This is a genomic window from Tritonibacter litoralis, from assembly GCF_009496005.1.
Taxonomy (GTDB): domain Bacteria; phylum Pseudomonadota; class Alphaproteobacteria; order Rhodobacterales; family Rhodobacteraceae; genus Epibacterium; species Epibacterium litoralis.
Window position 1 is genome coordinate 72,518 of record NZ_WIBF01000005.1, and the last position, 16,180, is coordinate 88,697.

Consider the following 16,180-nt stretch of genomic DNA (forward strand, 5'->3'; position numbering starts at 1 on the left):
ACCAGTTAGATTATTCCGCAGGGGCGGGTTGCTGGGCCAATTGTTCAACCTGCGTGTGCAGCCACACGCGGGTTTCATTGACCCAATCCACATAGGATTCCAGATAGGGGGCCGCCTCTGGCACTTGGGCCGCTAGGGTTCCAGCATTCTGATAGATCAACGCCGCGCCCACAGCCAACAGGATCACAATGGTAAACCCGCGCAGAAAGCCACTGCGCTGCCGTGGAGCCATCTCGTCATAGGCCAGCGCCTCCGCGGGGCCTGGGACTTCATAATTGCCCTTAAGCGTCGAGTTGATCTCTTCAATATCGGGCAACAACCCGCGGCGCGATCCCGGTAGATCCTCTGAAGGCTCATCAGGGTCTTCGCCACGCAACCGCGCCATACGCTCGCGGGTTTGCTGTGCGCGATGCGCGGTGTCATCCACCGATACCGCATCCAACCCCAGTTCAGGCTGCGTCTCCACGCCTGTCGCTTCAGCGGCCCGCAGCGCGGCTTCCCGTTCGGCTTCGGCGCGCAAGATATCCTTGACCGAAGTATCAAGCCCCCGGCCGCTGCGTTCTGGTTGAACGACAGGGACCTCTTCGGCATCGGCCTCATCAGGTTCCGGCTCAGGAGGTGGGGTTGCAAAATCTTCTTGCGGTGGATCCAGATCGTCGTCTGCATCAAAATCACTGTCTGCAACAGGGGCTTCTAAAGCTTCATCCTGGTCCAGATCCTCTTCTGGGACCGCTGACGGCACATTCTCAGGTTCAGCCTCAAGTGCGGGTTCAGCCGCAACGGGCTCCTCTTTTGGCGCTGGCGCTTGCAGCTCGTCCACATAGGGGCCGTCTTGAAACCACGTCGATCCGCAATTGGAACACTGCACATCCCGCCCCTCAGGGGGGATCACATCATCGGGCACCTCATATTGGGCCCCGCAATTGGGACATGTCAGACGCATCTGTCTCTCCTCACTCGCAGATGGTCTCAGCGCTCACCACCTTTGATTTTCCAGAAATCATAAGCATTTCCAACACATCGCGAAAGGCACAAATGCCCAAGCCCGGTTCCAATGGGGCGCATCGCGCCCTCAGTGGGACACCAGGGCCACAGCAACCATTGAAACCCGCTCCGGCCTGGGGCACAACGGGCGGGTATTTTGAGGGAGCAGCCGTGATCGAGCTGGACAATATAGCCTATAATTATGGCGGAGGAGAGCTGCTGAGCAATGTCTCGGTCGAGCTTGCGCCGGGGTCGTTTTATTTCCTGACCGGGCCGTCCGGGGCGGGAAAAACCACATTGCTGAAGCTCTGCTATGGCGCGCTGGCCCCCACCGCAGGCCGGGTGCGTGCCTTTAACATGGATGTGAACGGTCTGGACCGGGACCAGATGGCCTATTTACGCCGTCGGGTTGGCGTGGTGCATCAGGACTGCCGGTTTCTGGACCATTTGCCGCTGATCGAAAACATCGCGCTGCCCCTTACCGTATCGGGCAAAGACCTGAGCCAGGAAGAGGCCAACCTGCGCGAACTCCTGAATTGGGTGGGCCTGTCAGACCGCGCCCATGCGCTGCCGCCGGAATTGTCGGGCGGTGAACGCCAACGGGCGGCCTTGGCCCGTGCGGTGATCCTGTCACCGGATGTGATCATCGCCGATGAGCCCACTGGCAACGTGGACTGGGAAATGTCGCAACGGCTTCTGCGTCTGCTGGTCGAGCTGAATAACATGGGCAAGACGATCCTTGTTGCGACCCATGATCTGCCCCTGATCCGCGCGGCCAAAAACCAGGTGCAGGCGCGGGTCTTGCGGATTTCGAACCGGCAGCTGACCCTGGCGGGGGTCGACCTATGAGCGCACGCAACCTGATCCTTGGCGATGCCCAGGCCGACCGCGTGGTGCCCCCCAGCGGCTTTACCGCACAGCTGACCCTGTTTGTAGCGGGCGCGATGGCCTTTCTGACCGTTTTTGCGCTGGCGCTATCCGTCGCCTCTGGCCGTCTGGCAGATCGCTGGGCGGATGAACTGGCGGGTGCTGCAACCTTGCGCATCAATGCACCGGCAGACCAGCGTCAGGCCCAGACCGAGGCGGCAGTGACCATTCTGAACCAGACCCCGGGCGTGGCGAATGTGCGGGTCATCACCCCCGAAGAACAGGCCGCCATGCTGTCGCCCTGGTTCGGGTCCGATCTGCCCATCGACAGCCTGCCGGTGCCGCAATTGGTGGAGGTTCTGGCCGCAAACCCACCCTATGACGCCACCGGTCTGCGCCTGCGCCTTCAGGCCGAGGTGCCGGGTGCCGTTCTGGATGACCACACCCGCTGGCGTGAACCGCTGGTGGATGCGGCCCGTGCGCTACGCCGTCTGGCGGTGGTGTCCATCCTGCTGATCGGTGGTGCCACGGCGGCGATGATTACCCTGGCGGCCAATGCGGCACTGGCCGCCAATTCCCAAGTGATCGAGGTCTTGCGCCTGGTCGGCGCCATGGACACCTATATCGCCCAAGCCTTTATCCGCCGCTTTACACTGCGCGCGCTTCTGGGGGCGGCCGTTGGCGTTGCCTGTGGCATGATCGGTGTTCTGCTGCTGCCCGCCGCGTCCGAAGAAGGCGGCTTCCTCACCGGGCTTGGCTTTTCCGGCCTCAGCTGGCTCTTGCCGCTGGCCATTCCTCCCCTCGGCGCGCTTGTGGCTTTTGTTGCCACCAGCCGCGCCGCCAAGAAACGACTGGGAGAGCTGACGTGATCCTCTTTCAATGGCTGCGCTCGCTGGTGTTTGTGGTGCAGATCTATGCCATGATGCTGATCCTCGGCATCCTCTTTGCCCCATTGGCGCTGGTCTCCAAATCGGGCGCCAAATTCGCCTGCAAGGTCTATTGCGCCTGGGTCCTGTGGTCAGCGCGCTGGATGGTCGGGATCAAGACCGAGATCCGCGGCACCATCCCCACGAATGAGGTTGTGGTGGCCTCCAAACACCAAAGCTTTCTGGATATTTTGATCCTTTTTGGCCATATGCCCTGGCCCAAATTCATTATGAAACGCGAATTAATGTGGACCCCGGTGATTGGCCTTTATGCCAAACGGCTGGGCTGTGTTCCGGTGAACCGCGGCAAGGGCGGCGCAGCCATCGCCAAGATGGTGCAGGATGTCGCCAAAGAGTTCGCCGAACCCGGCCAGCTGGTGATCTATCCGCAAGGAACACGTGTGGCACCCGGGGCACACAAACCCTATAAGATCGGCGCAGCGGTACTTTACGAACAATTGAACCAGCCTTGTATTCCAGTTGCCACAAACGTCGGTCTATTTTGGCCCCGCACTGGGATCCTGCGCAAACCCGGCACGGCGGTGGTTGAATTTCTCGACCCGATCCCGGCCGGTCTGCCCAAGCCCGACTTTATGAAGATATTGGAAGACCGGGTCGAGGCCCGCTCTAATGCACTAATGAAAGAAGCAGGGTTTGACCCAAATGGACTACATCAACACAATTGATCAGCTTGAGGCGATTTACGGAAAACCGGGAGCGCCATCGTTACGTAAAGTGGTGCCCCAAATGACGCCACTGTATCGCAAATGGATTATGGCGTCGCGGTTTTGCGTGCTGACCACGGTCGGCCCCGAAGGCACCGATGGCAGCCCGCGCGGCGATGAAGGCCCGGTGGTGATGGAGCTGGATGCCAAAACCCTGGCGTTGCCTGATTGGCGTGGGAACAACCGCATCGACAGCTTGCGCAATATCGTGCGGGATAACCGCGTGTCGCTGATGTTTATGGTGCCGGGGTCCAACAATGTGATCCGCGTCAATGGCACAGCCCAGCTGACCGATGACGCCGAATTGCGTGCCCGGTTTGAGAAACACGACAAACAACCCGCCACCGTGATTGTGATCACCATCGCCGAGATCTACTCTCAATGCGCCCGCGCCCTGATCCGCTCCAAAACCTGGACCAGCGGCGATGAAAGCGCCGATCTGCCGACCGTAGGCCAACTGCTGGCCGAAGCCACGGATGGCGCTGAAGGCGGCGAAACCTACGACCGCGAATGGGGCCCGCGCGCAGCCAAAACCATGTGGTAAACGTGATGCGACTGGGGGCGATCATCCAATCTTGCCACGCCATGTGATCAATGTACAATGGCTTGCGCAGGCGGAAAGTATTGCCCTCAGAAAAAATAGAAATTTGATAAATTGCAGTTATGCAACAAAATGGCGAATGCGATCAGATTCAATCTGTTTACGGTTGTTTGATTGAGAGTTATCTGCGACATCGCCTCCAAATTTGCAATCGGAGGGGATTAATGTTGAAGAAATTCACTGCAGGAATATTTGTCAGCGCTTTGGTGCTGTCTGGCTGCGCGGAAAAGAGTGAGAACGTGGGGGAAGCCTATGTGTCTCCTTTGGCCTTTCAAAGCATGAGTTGCAAGCAGATCGGTCAGGAGGCGCGACGTGTGAGCGCCCGTGCGTCAACTGTGGCAGGTGTGCAGGATAAGAATGCCAACAATGATGCGGTAGCCACTGGCGTTGCGCTTGTACTGTTTTTCCCAGCCGCGTTCTTTATCAAGGGAAACAAGGAAAATGCGGCTGAGTTGGCGCGTCTCAAAGGGGAATTGACCGCGCTGGAGCAAGCCGCCAACGCCAAGAATTGCGGTATCGAATTTGCCGAGAAGCCTGCCAATTCCTAATTGCCGAAAACGATAACTTCAGGCATTATCCCGCCTTTTGGGTGATATTGCATCAGGCGTCATCGCGGAAGAGGGGCGCGCGCATAGCTTAAAGAACTCCCCGCGCGTTCTCCCAAATCTGGATAGGCAAATGAGTAAATGCCCCAACGTTCGGCTGATTGAACCGCGCCAGTCATCCACGCTGTCGCAAGCTCTGCACGGCCTAATTGGGACTTAGAATCAAACTGCAACTCAGGAAAGCGCTGCGGTGCAAAAGCGTTGACCAAATCGCGCAATTCTGCGGCCTCATCGTGGTCCAGAGCAAAAGGCGCGAAGGTACTTATTGTGCAACGCGTGGCATCAACACTCAGAATACTGCCAGATACGTCGTCCAACCATCCTTGGGATTCGCCAAATGGATGCCACTCATCTAGGTTTTGACGAAGCTCTTCCGCCAAATCTTCCGAATAGGGCGGCAGGCAATAGTGCGAGAACAACCACATAATCCGCTCCGCACGACTGTCACGCGGCCAAAGCCGTGATGCTCCGAAAAGGCCAATCCCAAAGCTAGTCAAAATAAAAAGAGTGAATGTAATCTTGCTCAAACGAAGCCCTTGCGACGAAAAAGCCCGCTCGAAAAACTGAGCGGGCTTTGCTGTGTATAGACTTACGCGTGGATCGCGCCGTCGCCGCAGGCCAGTGCGGCTTCACGCACGGCTTCGGAATAGGTCGGGTGGGCGTGGCAGGTCAGGGCGATATCCTCGGCAGAGGCGCCAAATTCCATCGCCACGCAGATCTCGTGGATCATGTCACCGGCGGCGGGGCCAATGATTGCGGCACCCAGCACACGGTCGGTTTCCGCATCCGCGATGATTTTCACAAAACCATCGGCCTGACCAACGGCCTTGGCGCGGCCATTGCCCATGAAGGAGAATTTGCCAACCTTGATCTTGCGACCTTCGGCCTTCAGCGCGTCCTCGGTGGCGCCCACATTGGCCACTTCCGGCGTGGTGTAGACCACGCCTGGGATCACGCCATAATTCACATGACCATGCTTACCCGCGATCACCTCGGCCACGGCCATGCCTTCGTCTTCCGCCTTATGCGCCAGCATCGGACCTTCGATCACGTCGCCAATGGCATAGATGCCGGGAACATTGGTGGCCCAATGGGCGTCCGTCGCGATCTGGCCGCGCTCGGTCAGTTTGACACCCAATGCGTCGAGACCCAGCCCCGCGGCAAAAGGCTTACGACCGGTGGCAACCAACACTACGTCGGCGTCGATCACTTCCTCATCGCCGCCTTTCTTGGGCTGGTATTTAACCTTGGCTTTGGTCTTGGTCGCATCTACGCCCTGAACCGCAGCACCCATGATGAAGGTGAGGCCCTGCTTTTCCAGGATCTTCTTGAAGGAGCGTTGAACGTCCTTGTCCATGCCGGGGCAGACCGCGTCCATGTATTCAACCACGGTGACCTCGGACCCCAGACGCGCATAGACCGAGCCAAGCTCCAGTCCAATGACGCCCGCGCCGATGACAACCATCTTCTTTGGCACTTTTGGCAAGCTCAGCGCGCCGGTCGAGTCGACAACAACGCCCGTTTCATTGTCCACGGTCACACCGGGCAGGGACGAGGGAACCGAGCCGGAGGCGATCACGATGTTTTTGGTCGCGTAGGTCTCATCACCGACCTTGACCTGACCGGCGGCCGGGATCGAGGCCCAGCCTTTCAGCCAGTCGATCTTGTTCTTCTTCATCAGGAACTCAATACCGCCGGTGTTCTGGCCGATGACCTCATCCTTATAGGATTTCATCTGGTTCCAATCGACCGAAGGCGATTTGCCTTTGAGGCCCATCTTGGCAAAGTTATGCTCTGCCTCATGCAGCTGGTGCGTCGCGTGCAGCAGCGCCTTGGAGGGGATACAGCCCACATTCAGGCAGGTGCCGCCGAGCGTCTCACGCCCCTCAACAATTGCGGTTTTCAGGCCCAGCTGGGCGCAGCGAATAGCCGACACATAGCCGCCAGGGCCCGCGCCGATGATGATGACGTCATAGGATGACATTTTGAATCCCCACCTTTTCTAAAGCGCCGGGTCACCAGCGTCTTGGGTTTCAGGTTGTTTTTACTGGTCTGCAAAAACAACGGAACTATCACGGTATGCGTAGACATCCTCCGAAGGATCCCTGCGCGATTTTTGAATGCCTGCGGAGATGCTACCAATAAAAGCACCAACCAGGCCACTGGCAGCCGCAGAAGAGTTGGAGCTCGCGTTGATGTCCGCCAGCGTTTTGTTATAGGGCTCCAAAACCACATGTTTTGTTTCGCCATTGTAGACGCAGGAGACGGACGCGACCTGCGTTCGGCCCCCCAATTCAGGAGCTTTCACAATGGCGGGCGTAGTGAAATTCGATTTGAAGCCTTGCCCTGTGAATTCGCATGGCACGCCTGTGATTTCTTTGCGTACTCCTGTTTCCCGCGTGTGCGTGCGCATGGTGAAAGCCGTGCTGCTGCGCGCTTGCAAGGCTTTGCTGGTTTGGTATTCGATCGGAGGTTGCTCGATCGTGGTGCCAACACAAGCAGAGAGCGCCGCTAATGCGGGAAAAAGAAAAAGTCGAAAAGAAATCATTGGGTCGTCCGTTCAAGTTTTTTTGTGTCCCTGCTCCAAAAATGTGGAGCAGGGAAGGGCGTAATTTGATTTACAGATCCATCAGCAGACGACGGGGATCTTCCAGCGCTTCTTTGACGCGGACCAGGAAGGTTACAGCGCCTTTGCCGTCAACGATGCGGTGGTCATAGGACAGCGCTAGATACATCATCGGGCGGATCTTGATTTCACCGTTGATGACCATCGGACGGTCCTGGATCTTGTGCATGCCGAGGATACCCGACTGCGGCGGGTTCAGGATCGGCGAGGACATCAGCGAGCCGTAGACACCACCGTTGGAGATGGTGAAGGTGCCGCCCTGCATTTCCGCCATGGACAGTTTGCCGTCACGGGCGCGCTTGCCCTTCTCAGCGATCGCCTTCTCGATGTCGGCAAAACCCATCGCATCGGCGTCACGGATCACCGGAACAACCAGACCAGTGGGGGTGCCGGCCGCGATGCCCATATGGACGTAGTTTTTGTACACGATGTCGGTGCCGTCGATTTCCGCGTTTACTTCCGGCACTTCTTTGAGCGCGTGGCAGCAGGCCTTGGTGAAGAAGGACATAAAGCCCAGACGCGCGCCGTGCTTCTTCTCAAAGAGGTCTTTGTACTCTTTGCGCAGCGCCATCACCTCGGTCATGTCGACCTCATTATAGGTGGTCAGCATCGCGGCGGTGTTCTGGCTGTCTTTCAGACGCTTGGCGATGGTCTGACGCAGGCGGGTCATCTTGACACGCTCTTCACGGGCGGCGTCATCGGCCGGAACCGGGGCGCGCACGGCAGCCGGTGCCGGAGCAGGGGCCGGGGCGGCAGCCGCAGCGGCAACCGCGCGGGCGACGTCGTCTTTCATGATGCGACCGTCGCGGCCTGTGCCTGCAACGCTGGCGGCGTTCAGACCGGCTTCGGCCATGGCCTTTTCCGCGGATGGCGCATTGGCGATGTCCTTGCCCGCAGCTGCCGGAGCCGGAGCTGCAGCAGGCGCAGCCGCCGGGGCAGCTGCCCCCGCCGATCCGCCAATCACACCGAGTTTGGCTGTGGCGTCAACGGTGGTGCCTTCGGGGGCTGTGATCTCGGTCAGGACACCCGCTGCCGGGGCAGGCACTTCGACGGAAACCTTGTCGGTTTCCAGTTCGCACAGCATCTCGTCCTGGGCCACGGTGTCGCCGACCGCTTTGAACCAGGTGGAAACAGTTGCTTCGGTCACGGATTCGCCCAGGGTCGGAACCATAACGTCGGTTGCCGCGCCGGTATCCGCTGCCGGTGCTGCCGCCGCCGGAGCCGCCGCAGGGGCGGGTGCTGCCGCTGCGCCGCCGGCGGTGATCATCGCCAGAAGCGCATCCACACCAACGGTTTCGCCTTCGGGCGCCACAATCTCACCCAGGGTGCCAGCCGCCGGGGCAGGCACTTCTACGGTCACCTTGTCGGTTTCCAGCTCACACAGCATTTCATCCTGCGCCACCGCGTCACCCGGTTTCTTGAACCAGGTGGCCACGGTTGCTTCAGTCACGGATTCGCCCAGGGTGGGCACGCGCACTTCAGTGGTCATTTCTCTGTCTTCCTCAGATGCTTAGCGCTTCGTTTACAAGCGCGGCTTGTTGGGCTTTGTGTTCGCTGGCCAGACCTGTCGCAGGCGAGGCCGATGTGGCGCGACCAACATAAGTCGGGCGCGAATGTTTCGCTTTGATACGGGTCAGCACCCATTCGATGTTGGGCTCGATAAAGGACCAGGCACCCTGGTTCTTGGGCTCTTCCTGGCACCAGACCATATGGGCATCTTTGAACCGCTCCAGCTCCTTCACCAGCGAGATCGCCGGGAACGGATAATACTGCTCGATCCGCATGATATAGACGTCATCGATGCCGCGGGCGTCGCGCTCTTCCAAGAGGTCATAATAGACCTTGCCGGAACACAGAACGACGCGTTTGATCTTGTCATCCGCAACCAGTTTGGTCGCTGAATTGCCCTGTTCCGCGTCATCCCACAACACACGGTGGAAGCTGGAACCGGTTGTGAATTCCGCTGCCTTTGATACCGCCAGCTTGTGGCGTAGCAGGGATTTCGGAGTCACCAAGATCAGCGGCTTGCGGAAGGTCCGGTGCAGCTGACGGCGCAGGATGTGGAAGTAGTTCGCAGGCGTTGTACAGTTCGCCACGATCCAGTTGTCCTGGCCACACATTTGCAGGAACCGTTCCAGACGTGCCGAAGAGTGTTCAGGGCCCTGGCCCTCAAATCCATGTGGCAACAGGCAGACAAGACCGGACATCCGCAGCCATTTGCTTTCACCGGAGGAGACGAACTGGTCAAACATGATTTGCGCGCCATTGGCAAAATCGCCAAACTGGGCTTCCCACAGGGTCAGCGCATTGGGTTCCGCCAATGAGTAGCCATATTCAAACCCCAGAACCGCATATTCCGACAGGGCCGAGTCAATGACTTCATACTGGGCCTGACCGGCGCGGATGTTGTTCAGCGGGTAGTAACGCTCTTCGGTGTCCTGGTTCACAATGCCGGAATGACGCTGCGAGAAGGTGCCGCGGGTCGCATCCTGACCGGCCAGACGCACCGGATACCCTTCGGTCATCAACGAGCCAAAGGCCATCGCCTCACCGGTGGCCCAGTCAAAGCCTTCGCCGGTTTCAAACATCTTGGCACGGGCGCCCAGGAAGCGGTTGATGGTTTTGTGAACCGGATAGCCCTCGGGCAGGGTGGTCAGACCCCGGCCCACTTCGGCCAGTGTTTCCGGCTTGATCGCGGTCTCACCGCGTTGGTAATCCGCATCCTGCTTGTCCAGATGTGACCAGCGCCCATCCAGCCAGTCGGCCTTGTTGGGTTTGAAGTCTTTGCCGGCCTCGAACTCTTCGTTCAGATGCGCCTGGAAGGCCGCCTTCATGTCTTCGATCTCGCCTTCCGGGATCAGGCCGTCTTTGACCAGACGCTCCGTGTACAGCGAAAGGGTGGTTTTGTGCCCTTTGATCTTCTTGTACATGATCGGGTTGGTGAACATCGGCTCGTCGCCTTCGTTATGACCAAACCGGCGGTAGCAGAAGATATCCAGAACCACGTCCTTGTGGAATTTCTGGCGGAATTCAGTTGCCACCTTGGCCGCATGCACCACGGCTTCAGGGTCATCGCCGTTGACGTGGAAGATCGGTGCTTCCACAACCAGCGCGTTGTCGGTCGGGTAAGGCGACGAACGCGAGAAATGCGGCGCGGTGGTGAAACCGATCTGGTTGTTCACCACGATATGGATGGTGCCGCCGGTGCGGTGACCGCGCAGGCCCGACAGGGCAAAACATTCTGCAACCACACCCTGACCGGCAAAGGCCGCATCCCCGTGCAGCAGAACCGGCAGAACCGCCGTGCGATCTGCGCGATCGCCCAATTGGTCCTGTTTGGCGCGCACTTTACCCAGAACAACCGGGTTCACCGCTTCCAGGTGCGACGGGTTCGCGGTCAGCGACAGGTGCACCTTGTTGTTGTCAAACTCGCGGTCGGAGGAGGCACCAAGGTGGTATTTCACGTCACCCGAACCATCGACGTCTTCGGGTTTGAACGAACCGCCCTGGAATTCGTTGAAGATCGCGCGATAGGGTTTCTGCATCACATTGGCCAGAACCGACAGACGGCCCCGGTGCGGCATGCCCACGACGATCTCCTGAACGCCCAGGTTACCGCCACGTTTGATGATCTGCTCCATCGCCGGGATCAGGCTTTCACCGCCGTCCAGACCAAAGCGTTTGGTGCCCATGTATTTCACATGCAGGAACTTCTCGAACCCTTCGGCCTCGACCAGCTTGTTCAGGATCGCCTTGCGCCCTTCACGGGTGAACTGGATTTCCTTGCCGTAACCTTCGATCCGCTCTTTCAGCCATGCGGACTGTTCGGGGTCCGAAATATGCATGTACTGCAGCGCAAAGGTGCCACAATAGGTGCGGCGGACAATGTCCACAATCTGGCGCATGGAAGCGACCTGCAGACCCAGAACATTGTCGATAAAGATCGGGCGATCCATATCCGCTTCGTTAAAGCCATAGGCCTTGGGATCCAGCTCTGGATGCGGGTCACGCCCATGCAGCCCCAACGGGTCCAGATTTGCCGCCAGATGCCCCCGGATCCGGTGCGCCCGGATCAGCATCAACGCCCGGATCGAATCCAGAACCGCGCGTTGCACCTGCGCGTCGGAAACTTCAACCCCTTTGGCAGCGGCCTGTTCCTTGATCTTCTTGCCCGCGCCTTTGACCTCAGCCGGGGCCACCGGCCACTCGCCAGTCAGCGCGGCAGTGTCCTCATCCGCAGGCACCGGCGGCCAGTCACCGCGCGCCCAGGACGGGCCCTGCGCTTCGGCTTTTACGTCCAGCTCTGCATCGCCCATCTGGCGGAAGAACTCACCCCAGGCCTGGTCAACGGCATTGGGGTCATTGGCGTATTGGGCATAAAGCTGCTCCAGATACTCCGCATTGTGCCCCTGCATGAAAGAGGAGGCGTGGAAGATGTCATTTGGGCTTTGTTCGGTCATATTAGGCTCCCGAAGAGACGGTATACGGGTGAAGGGCGCGGATCAGGGTTTGCATTCAAACGTCACCTGTTCCTTGGTCGGGTCTAGGGCCGGTTCCGGTCCGGATGTGATGGTGATGGAACCGGCGCCCTTGCAGATTTCATTGGCAAGCCGGGCTTTGATGTCTTCGATCTTGGTGCCGGGTTCAAAGTTCAGCACCCCCTGACGCGGCGCGGTAATGGCAGCGGCTGAGGTGACGGAAAACAGCACACAGCAAAAAGCGGCGGCTCCAACGGGCAATGGATTTAAGATACGAATGGAGCAAGTTGTCCTGGTCATTGGTGTGCCTCGTTCGGGTTCGGACCGTATCTTTTCAGTTCAATTGCGGCAGCGTGGCCTTGAAGGGGTTTCAGAAGAATGAAACCCGGACCGGATCGCGCTGCGAATAGGGCACTTGTGCCCGATTGGCAGCATGATCGTGCTGATTGCTGCGCCGCATGGGGGCAGAGGCGGGCGCAAAACGCCCACCCCAAATCTTCAGGTCGAGCCTGTCAAAGGGACAGTCTCGGCTCGGCATTACTTGCCGATCGCTTTCAGAACAGCTTCGCCCAGACCGGCAGGGCTGTCAGCAACAACGATGCCAGCGGATTTCATCGCTTCGATCTTGTCGTCTGCGCCGCCTTTACCACCGGCAACAATCGCGCCTGCGTGACCCATGCGACGGCCCGGAGGGGCGGTACGGCCCGCGATGAAGCCAGCAACCGGCTTCCAGCGGCCTTTTTTCTTCTGCTCGGCCAGGAATTCCGCCGCTTCTTCTTCAGCAGAACCACCGATTTCACCGATCATGATGATCGACGTGGTCTCATCATCGTCCAGGAACATGTCCAGAACGTCGATGTGCTCGGTGCCTTTGATCGGGTCGCCGCCGATGCCCACAGCGGTGGACTGGCCCAGACCGATGTCTGCGGTCTGTTTTACCGCTTCATAGGTCAAGGTGCCGGAACGGGACACAACGCCCACGGAACCGCGCTTGTGGATGTGGCCCGGCATAATGCCGATTTTGCACGCATCAGGGGTGATCACGCCGGGGCAGTTCGGGCCAATCAGGCGCGATTTGCTGTCTTCCAGCGCGCGCTTTACCTTCATCATGTCCAGAACCGGAATGCCTTCGGTGATGCAGACAATCAGTTCCATTTCCGCGTCAATCGCTTCCAGGATCGAGTCAGCTGCGAAGGGCGGCGGAACATAGATCACGGATGCATTGGCTTCGGTCACGTGCTTGGCTTCGTGAACAGAGTTGAACACGGGCAGGTTCAGGTGGGTCTGACCGCCTTTGCCGGGGGTGACGCCGCCAACCATTTTGGTGCCATATGCGATGGCCTGTTCAGAGTGGAATGTGCCCTGCGAGCCGGTAAAGCCCTGACAGATCACTTTGGTGTTTTCGTCGATGAGGACTGCCATGATGTCCCTTCCTTTCGATTATGCGGTTTGTGCCTGTGCGGCAGCCGCCGCGCTGTCGTCGGTGAATGTCCGGTCGGCATAGGTCACACGCGCCAGACGCGCGCGACCCGTGACCAGACGAAGGAGTTGCAGGGGCACGGCTTTTAATTCCGCGATGCCCCGCAGGCGTTTTTGACGTTTCAACAGCTCTCCCGAAGGCTTGCGCGCGGCATGCCCCAGAAAGCTGTCTTCGTCAGGAGGCGTATTGCCCTGTTTGATCAGGGCAGGTGCGATTTGATAAGGCTTCAGATCCCGCGCAGGCGCGGAAACCATCGGATTGAACAACAGCGCATCCACCGTCATGTCAAACGGTGCCTGCCCCAGCAGAACCTCGGCCCCTTTGCGCGTCAGCATATAGCCAGCGGCACCGGGGTAGCGGGACAACATCGGCGCAATCTTGCGACCCAGATGAGAGCGTGAAGACGCTCCCAACAGAACTCGCATTGATTTGCTGCGCCAGAACTCCAGGCTGACCATCTGGCAGCCTTCCGGCCACCAGCTGAGGTCCTCAAGCCAGTGATGCAGTTCCGGCGACAGGAAGACATCATCCTCCAGCACCAGCGCCACATCCGCATCCGAGGCCAGAAAAGTCTCCCAGACTTTTGCATGGCTCAGCGTGCAGGCCATATTGCCCGGCGCAAACACACCCCAGGGGCCAAAGCTCTTGCACTGCTGCAACAGCTTGTCTTCCGGGGTGTCCTGCAAATCCACCGCCTCGACGTATTCCGCCTCCACCTGCGCCTCCGCAAGCGTCACGCCCATCTGGGCATGTCGCCCGGTCGCCCGGGTCAGAGATATGAGATACGTCGCGAGTTTCATAAGTTACCGTTGTGACAACAGGCTTAGCTTGAAGTAATTCAATCCGTTCGATCGCGTGGGGTCAGTCAGCAAAACAAGCGTTGTCTTGCCGCCGCTTTGGTAGCCTGCAGTCTGGCCAAGTGGCGTTTGTGCAATCGGTCCAAAGGTTTTTTCATATGCAGCGAATGCCACGTCACGTGACTGTTGGCTCGCGTATACAAAAGAGCAGGACCGACCAGCGCCAGGGCCGTTGAGAAGCTTTACCGAAGCGTCTTCGCGGATGTTGAAAACAGTTCCAGTCGGTTCTTTATGAGTAAACCCGTTCTGCACCAACTTGGACTTCAGGTTTGCAAAATTCGGCAACGATGCACCGCATGTTGCCTTGAAGAGGGCAACAGCACGTTCCGCGGAAATTGGCTGAACAGCTTCGAGCGGAGTGTTATCGTTTTGCACAGGAACACTTGTTGTGGTCTGGCAAGCAGCCAGACCTACAAGTGCTGCAACGAGAAGTAACGGTTTCAACATCTGCAACGATTAACCCTTAACCGCCTTCACGATTTTCTCGGCACCGTCAGACAGGTTGTCCGCTGCGATGACGTCCAGGCCAGAGTTGTTGATGATCTCTTTGCCGAGCTCAACATTGGTGCCTTCCAGACGTACAACCAGCGGTACTTCGAGACCAACTTCTTTTACAGCCGCAATCACGCCTTCCGCGATCACGTCGCAGCGCATGATGCCACCAAAGATGTTGACCAGGATGCCTTTGACGTTCGGGTCAGAGGTGATGATCTTGAACGCCTCGGTCACTTTCTCTTTGGTCGCACCGCCACCAACATCAAGGAAGTTCGCAGGCTCAGCACCATAGAGTTTGATGATGTCCATTGTGGCCATCGCCAGACCTGCACCGTTCACCATACAGCCGATTTCACCATCAAGCGCGATGTAGTTCAGGTCGTATTTCGACGCTTCCAGCTCTTTGGGGTCTTCTTCGGTCTCGTCGCGCAGAGCTGCGATATCGGCGTGGCGGTAGACCGCGTTGCCGTCAAAGCCCAGCTTCGCGTCCAGAACCTTGAGCGTACCGGTGTCGGTTACGATCAGCGGGTTGATCTCCAGCATCTCCATGTCCTTCTCAACGAAGGCTTGGTACAGCTGACCCATCAGCTTGACGCATTCCTTGACCTGTGTGCCTTCCAGGCCCAGGGAGAAGGCGATGCGGCGGCCGTGATACGGCTGGTAACCGGTGGCCGGATCAACAGAGAACGACAGGATCTTCTCAGGGGTGCTCTCGGCAACCTCTTCGATGTCCATGCCACCCTCGGTGGAGCAAACAAAGGAAATGCGCGAGGTCTGGCGATCGACCAGCAGCGCCAGGTACAGCTCGGTCTGGATGCCAGAACCTGCTTCGATATAGATCCGGTTGACCTGCTTGCCCGCCGGGCCAGTCTGATGCGTGACCAGGGTGCGGCCCAGCATCTTCTTGGCTTCCTCAGCCGCTTCTTCGACCGATTTGGTCAGGCGTACACCGCCTTTTTCGCCCGCGTCGGCCTCTTTAAAAGAGCCTTTGCCGCGACCACCTGCGTGGATCTGCGCTTTTACAACCCAAAGAGGGCCGTCCAGCTCACCGGCTGCGGTTTTGGCGTCTTCTGCTTTCAGTACAGCGCGACCTTCAGATACTGGTGCGCCGTAGCTCTTCAAAAGGGCCTTGGCCTGATATTCATGGATGTTCATGAGAAACTGTCCCGTCTGGCTACAATTGTCCGTTTGTATTGAGACTGGATATGACAAAGGGTTAAAGGTTTTTCTGACAGCCGAGCAATAAATATCGAAGATTTTTTGATTTTGTGATCACGGTTTTTTCGGGTGTGATCACATAGCCAGTTCACGTGTCCGCTAACATGATTCGAACTTCCGTTTCGGCTTGTAAAGAGGTCACCCAGGGTGTGGCGCCTGCTTTTTTGTGGTGCTACGCATGTTTGGTTGCAAGCGTATGTAACCAAGCTGCCGCGACTACACAGACGCGCTGCACGCATGGCGCACGCGCAACCCAAGCATCTTTCAGAGGTAATATGCCCAATTTTCCATATCAGGCAAAGTGAAAGAGATCCGCCG

General features: G+C 58.3%; 16 protein-coding genes. 5 read left to right on the forward strand and 11 right to left on the reverse strand.

Annotated features, from left to right (window positions below; translation table 11 throughout):
- Positions 1 to 10 precede the first annotated feature (10 nt).
- Positions 11 to 943 carry a zinc-ribbon domain-containing protein gene (locus GFB49_RS09955; RefSeq protein ID WP_153215719.1) on the reverse strand — a complete coding sequence of 311 codons (933 nt, stop codon included), beginning with the start codon at positions 941 to 943 and terminating at the stop codon, positions 11 to 13.
- Between the two features lie 212 nt (positions 944 to 1,155).
- Between GFB49_RS09955 and GFB49_RS09960 the strand changes: the two genes are divergently transcribed.
- From GFB49_RS09960 to GFB49_RS09980, 5 genes are all read left to right on the forward strand, one after another.
- A complete protein-coding gene (locus GFB49_RS09960) occupies positions 1,156 to 1,833 on the forward strand; it encodes a cell division ATP-binding protein FtsE (RefSeq protein WP_343032543.1) in 678 nt (225 codons plus the stop codon).
- Positions 1,830 to 2,720: a cell division protein FtsX gene (locus tag GFB49_RS09965; RefSeq protein ID WP_153215721.1), complete on the forward strand. Its 891-nt coding sequence runs from the start codon at positions 1,830 to 1,832 to the stop codon at positions 2,718 to 2,720. Before GFB49_RS09960 ends, GFB49_RS09965 begins: the two co-directional genes overlap by 4 nt.
- Positions 2,721 to 2,770: 50 nt before the next feature.
- Positions 2,771 to 3,463, forward strand: a complete 693-nt coding sequence (locus GFB49_RS09970) for a lysophospholipid acyltransferase family protein (protein ID WP_153215894.1) — start codon at positions 2,771 to 2,773, stop codon at positions 3,461 to 3,463.
- Entirely contained in the window at positions 3,441 to 4,046 is a 606-nt protein-coding gene (locus tag GFB49_RS09975; RefSeq protein ID WP_153215722.1) for a pyridoxamine 5'-phosphate oxidase family protein, read from the forward strand. The genes GFB49_RS09970 and GFB49_RS09975 overlap by 23 nt, the downstream gene beginning before the upstream one ends.
- A 119-nt stretch (positions 4,047 to 4,165) precedes the next feature.
- Positions 4,166 to 4,651, forward strand: a complete 486-nt coding sequence (locus GFB49_RS09980; RefSeq protein ID WP_246149671.1) for a hypothetical protein — start codon at positions 4,166 to 4,168, stop codon at positions 4,649 to 4,651.
- Positions 4,652 to 4,710: 59 nt separating this feature from the next.
- Here GFB49_RS09980 and GFB49_RS09985 read toward each other — a convergent pair whose 3' ends face one another.
- The 10 genes from GFB49_RS09985 to sucC form a co-directional block, all read right to left on the reverse strand.
- Entirely contained in the window at positions 4,711 to 5,235 is a 525-nt protein-coding gene (locus GFB49_RS09985; protein ID WP_153215723.1) for a hypothetical protein, read from the reverse strand.
- 62 nt (positions 5,236 to 5,297) lie between these two features.
- A complete protein-coding gene (gene lpdA, locus GFB49_RS09990) occupies positions 5,298 to 6,692 on the reverse strand; it encodes a dihydrolipoyl dehydrogenase (RefSeq protein WP_153215724.1) in 1,395 nt (464 codons plus the stop codon).
- Between the two features lie 60 nt (positions 6,693 to 6,752).
- Complete coding sequence (locus tag GFB49_RS09995) at positions 6,753 to 7,256, reverse strand: hypothetical protein (protein WP_153215725.1); 504 nt, start codon at positions 7,254 to 7,256, stop codon at positions 6,753 to 6,755.
- 70 nt (positions 7,257 to 7,326) lie between these two features.
- A complete protein-coding gene (gene odhB, locus GFB49_RS10000) occupies positions 7,327 to 8,823 on the reverse strand; it encodes a 2-oxoglutarate dehydrogenase complex dihydrolipoyllysine-residue succinyltransferase (protein WP_153215726.1) in 1,497 nt (498 codons plus the stop codon).
- 13 nt (positions 8,824 to 8,836) lie between these two features.
- Entirely contained in the window at positions 8,837 to 11,794 is a 2,958-nt protein-coding gene (locus tag GFB49_RS10005) for a 2-oxoglutarate dehydrogenase E1 component (protein WP_153215727.1), read from the reverse strand.
- A 42-nt stretch (positions 11,795 to 11,836) separates the two neighbouring features.
- Positions 11,837 to 12,112 carry a hypothetical protein gene (locus GFB49_RS10010; RefSeq protein WP_153215728.1) on the reverse strand — a complete coding sequence of 92 codons (276 nt, stop codon included), beginning with the start codon at positions 12,110 to 12,112 and terminating at the stop codon, positions 11,837 to 11,839.
- 237 nt (positions 12,113 to 12,349) lie between these two features.
- Positions 12,350 to 13,234 carry a succinate--CoA ligase subunit alpha gene (sucD, locus tag GFB49_RS10015; RefSeq protein WP_153215729.1) on the reverse strand — a complete coding sequence of 295 codons (885 nt, stop codon included), beginning with the start codon at positions 13,232 to 13,234 and terminating at the stop codon, positions 12,350 to 12,352.
- Between the two features lie 18 nt (positions 13,235 to 13,252).
- Positions 13,253 to 14,092 carry a glycosyltransferase family 25 protein gene (locus GFB49_RS10020; RefSeq protein ID WP_153215730.1) on the reverse strand — a complete coding sequence of 280 codons (840 nt, stop codon included), beginning with the start codon at positions 14,090 to 14,092 and terminating at the stop codon, positions 13,253 to 13,255.
- A gap of 3 nt (positions 14,093 to 14,095) precedes the next feature.
- Positions 14,096 to 14,602: a hypothetical protein gene (locus tag GFB49_RS10025; protein WP_153215731.1), complete on the reverse strand. Its 507-nt coding sequence runs from the start codon at positions 14,600 to 14,602 to the stop codon at positions 14,096 to 14,098.
- A 3-nt stretch (positions 14,603 to 14,605) separates the two neighbouring features.
- Positions 14,606 to 15,799, reverse strand: a complete 1,194-nt coding sequence (sucC, locus tag GFB49_RS10030) for an ADP-forming succinate--CoA ligase subunit beta (protein ID WP_153215732.1) — start codon at positions 15,797 to 15,799, stop codon at positions 14,606 to 14,608.
- Positions 15,800 to 16,180 lie beyond the last annotated feature (381 nt).

Excerpts from the sequence above, each read along its gene's own strand:
- odhB (WP_153215726.1), bottom strand. The coding sequence starts at position 8,823 with ATGACCACTGAAGTGCGCGTGCCCACCCTGGGCGAATCCGTGACTGAA.
- GFB49_RS10010 (WP_153215728.1), bottom strand. The coding sequence starts at position 12,112 with ATGACCAGGACAACTTGCTCCATTCGTATCTTAAATCCATTGCCCGTT.
- GFB49_RS10005 (WP_153215727.1), bottom strand. The coding sequence starts at position 11,794 with ATGACCGAACAAAGCCCAAATGACATCTTCCACGCCTCCTCTTTCATG.
- GFB49_RS09980 (WP_246149671.1), top strand. The coding sequence starts at position 4,166 with ATGCAACAAAATGGCGAATGCGATCAGATTCAATCTGTTTACGGTTGT.
- sucC (WP_153215732.1), bottom strand. The coding sequence starts at position 15,799 with ATGAACATCCATGAATATCAGGCCAAGGCCCTTTTGAAGAGCTACGGC.
- GFB49_RS09970 (WP_153215894.1), top strand. The coding sequence starts at position 2,771 with ATGATGCTGATCCTCGGCATCCTCTTTGCCCCATTGGCGCTGGTCTCC.
- GFB49_RS09975 (WP_153215722.1), top strand. The coding sequence starts at position 3,441 with ATGGACTACATCAACACAATTGATCAGCTTGAGGCGATTTACGGAAAA.
- sucD (WP_153215729.1), bottom strand. The coding sequence starts at position 13,234 with ATGGCAGTCCTCATCGACGAAAACACCAAAGTGATCTGTCAGGGCTTT.
- GFB49_RS09995 (WP_153215725.1), bottom strand. The coding sequence starts at position 7,256 with ATGATTTCTTTTCGACTTTTTCTTTTTCCCGCATTAGCGGCGCTCTCT.
- GFB49_RS09955 (WP_153215719.1), bottom strand. The coding sequence starts at position 943 with ATGCGTCTGACATGTCCCAATTGCGGGGCCCAATATGAGGTGCCCGAT.
- GFB49_RS10020 (WP_153215730.1), bottom strand. The coding sequence starts at position 14,092 with ATGAAACTCGCGACGTATCTCATATCTCTGACCCGGGCGACCGGGCGA.
- GFB49_RS09965 (WP_153215721.1), top strand. The coding sequence starts at position 1,830 with ATGAGCGCACGCAACCTGATCCTTGGCGATGCCCAGGCCGACCGCGTG.
- lpdA (WP_153215724.1), bottom strand. The coding sequence starts at position 6,692 with ATGTCATCCTATGACGTCATCATCATCGGCGCGGGCCCTGGCGGCTAT.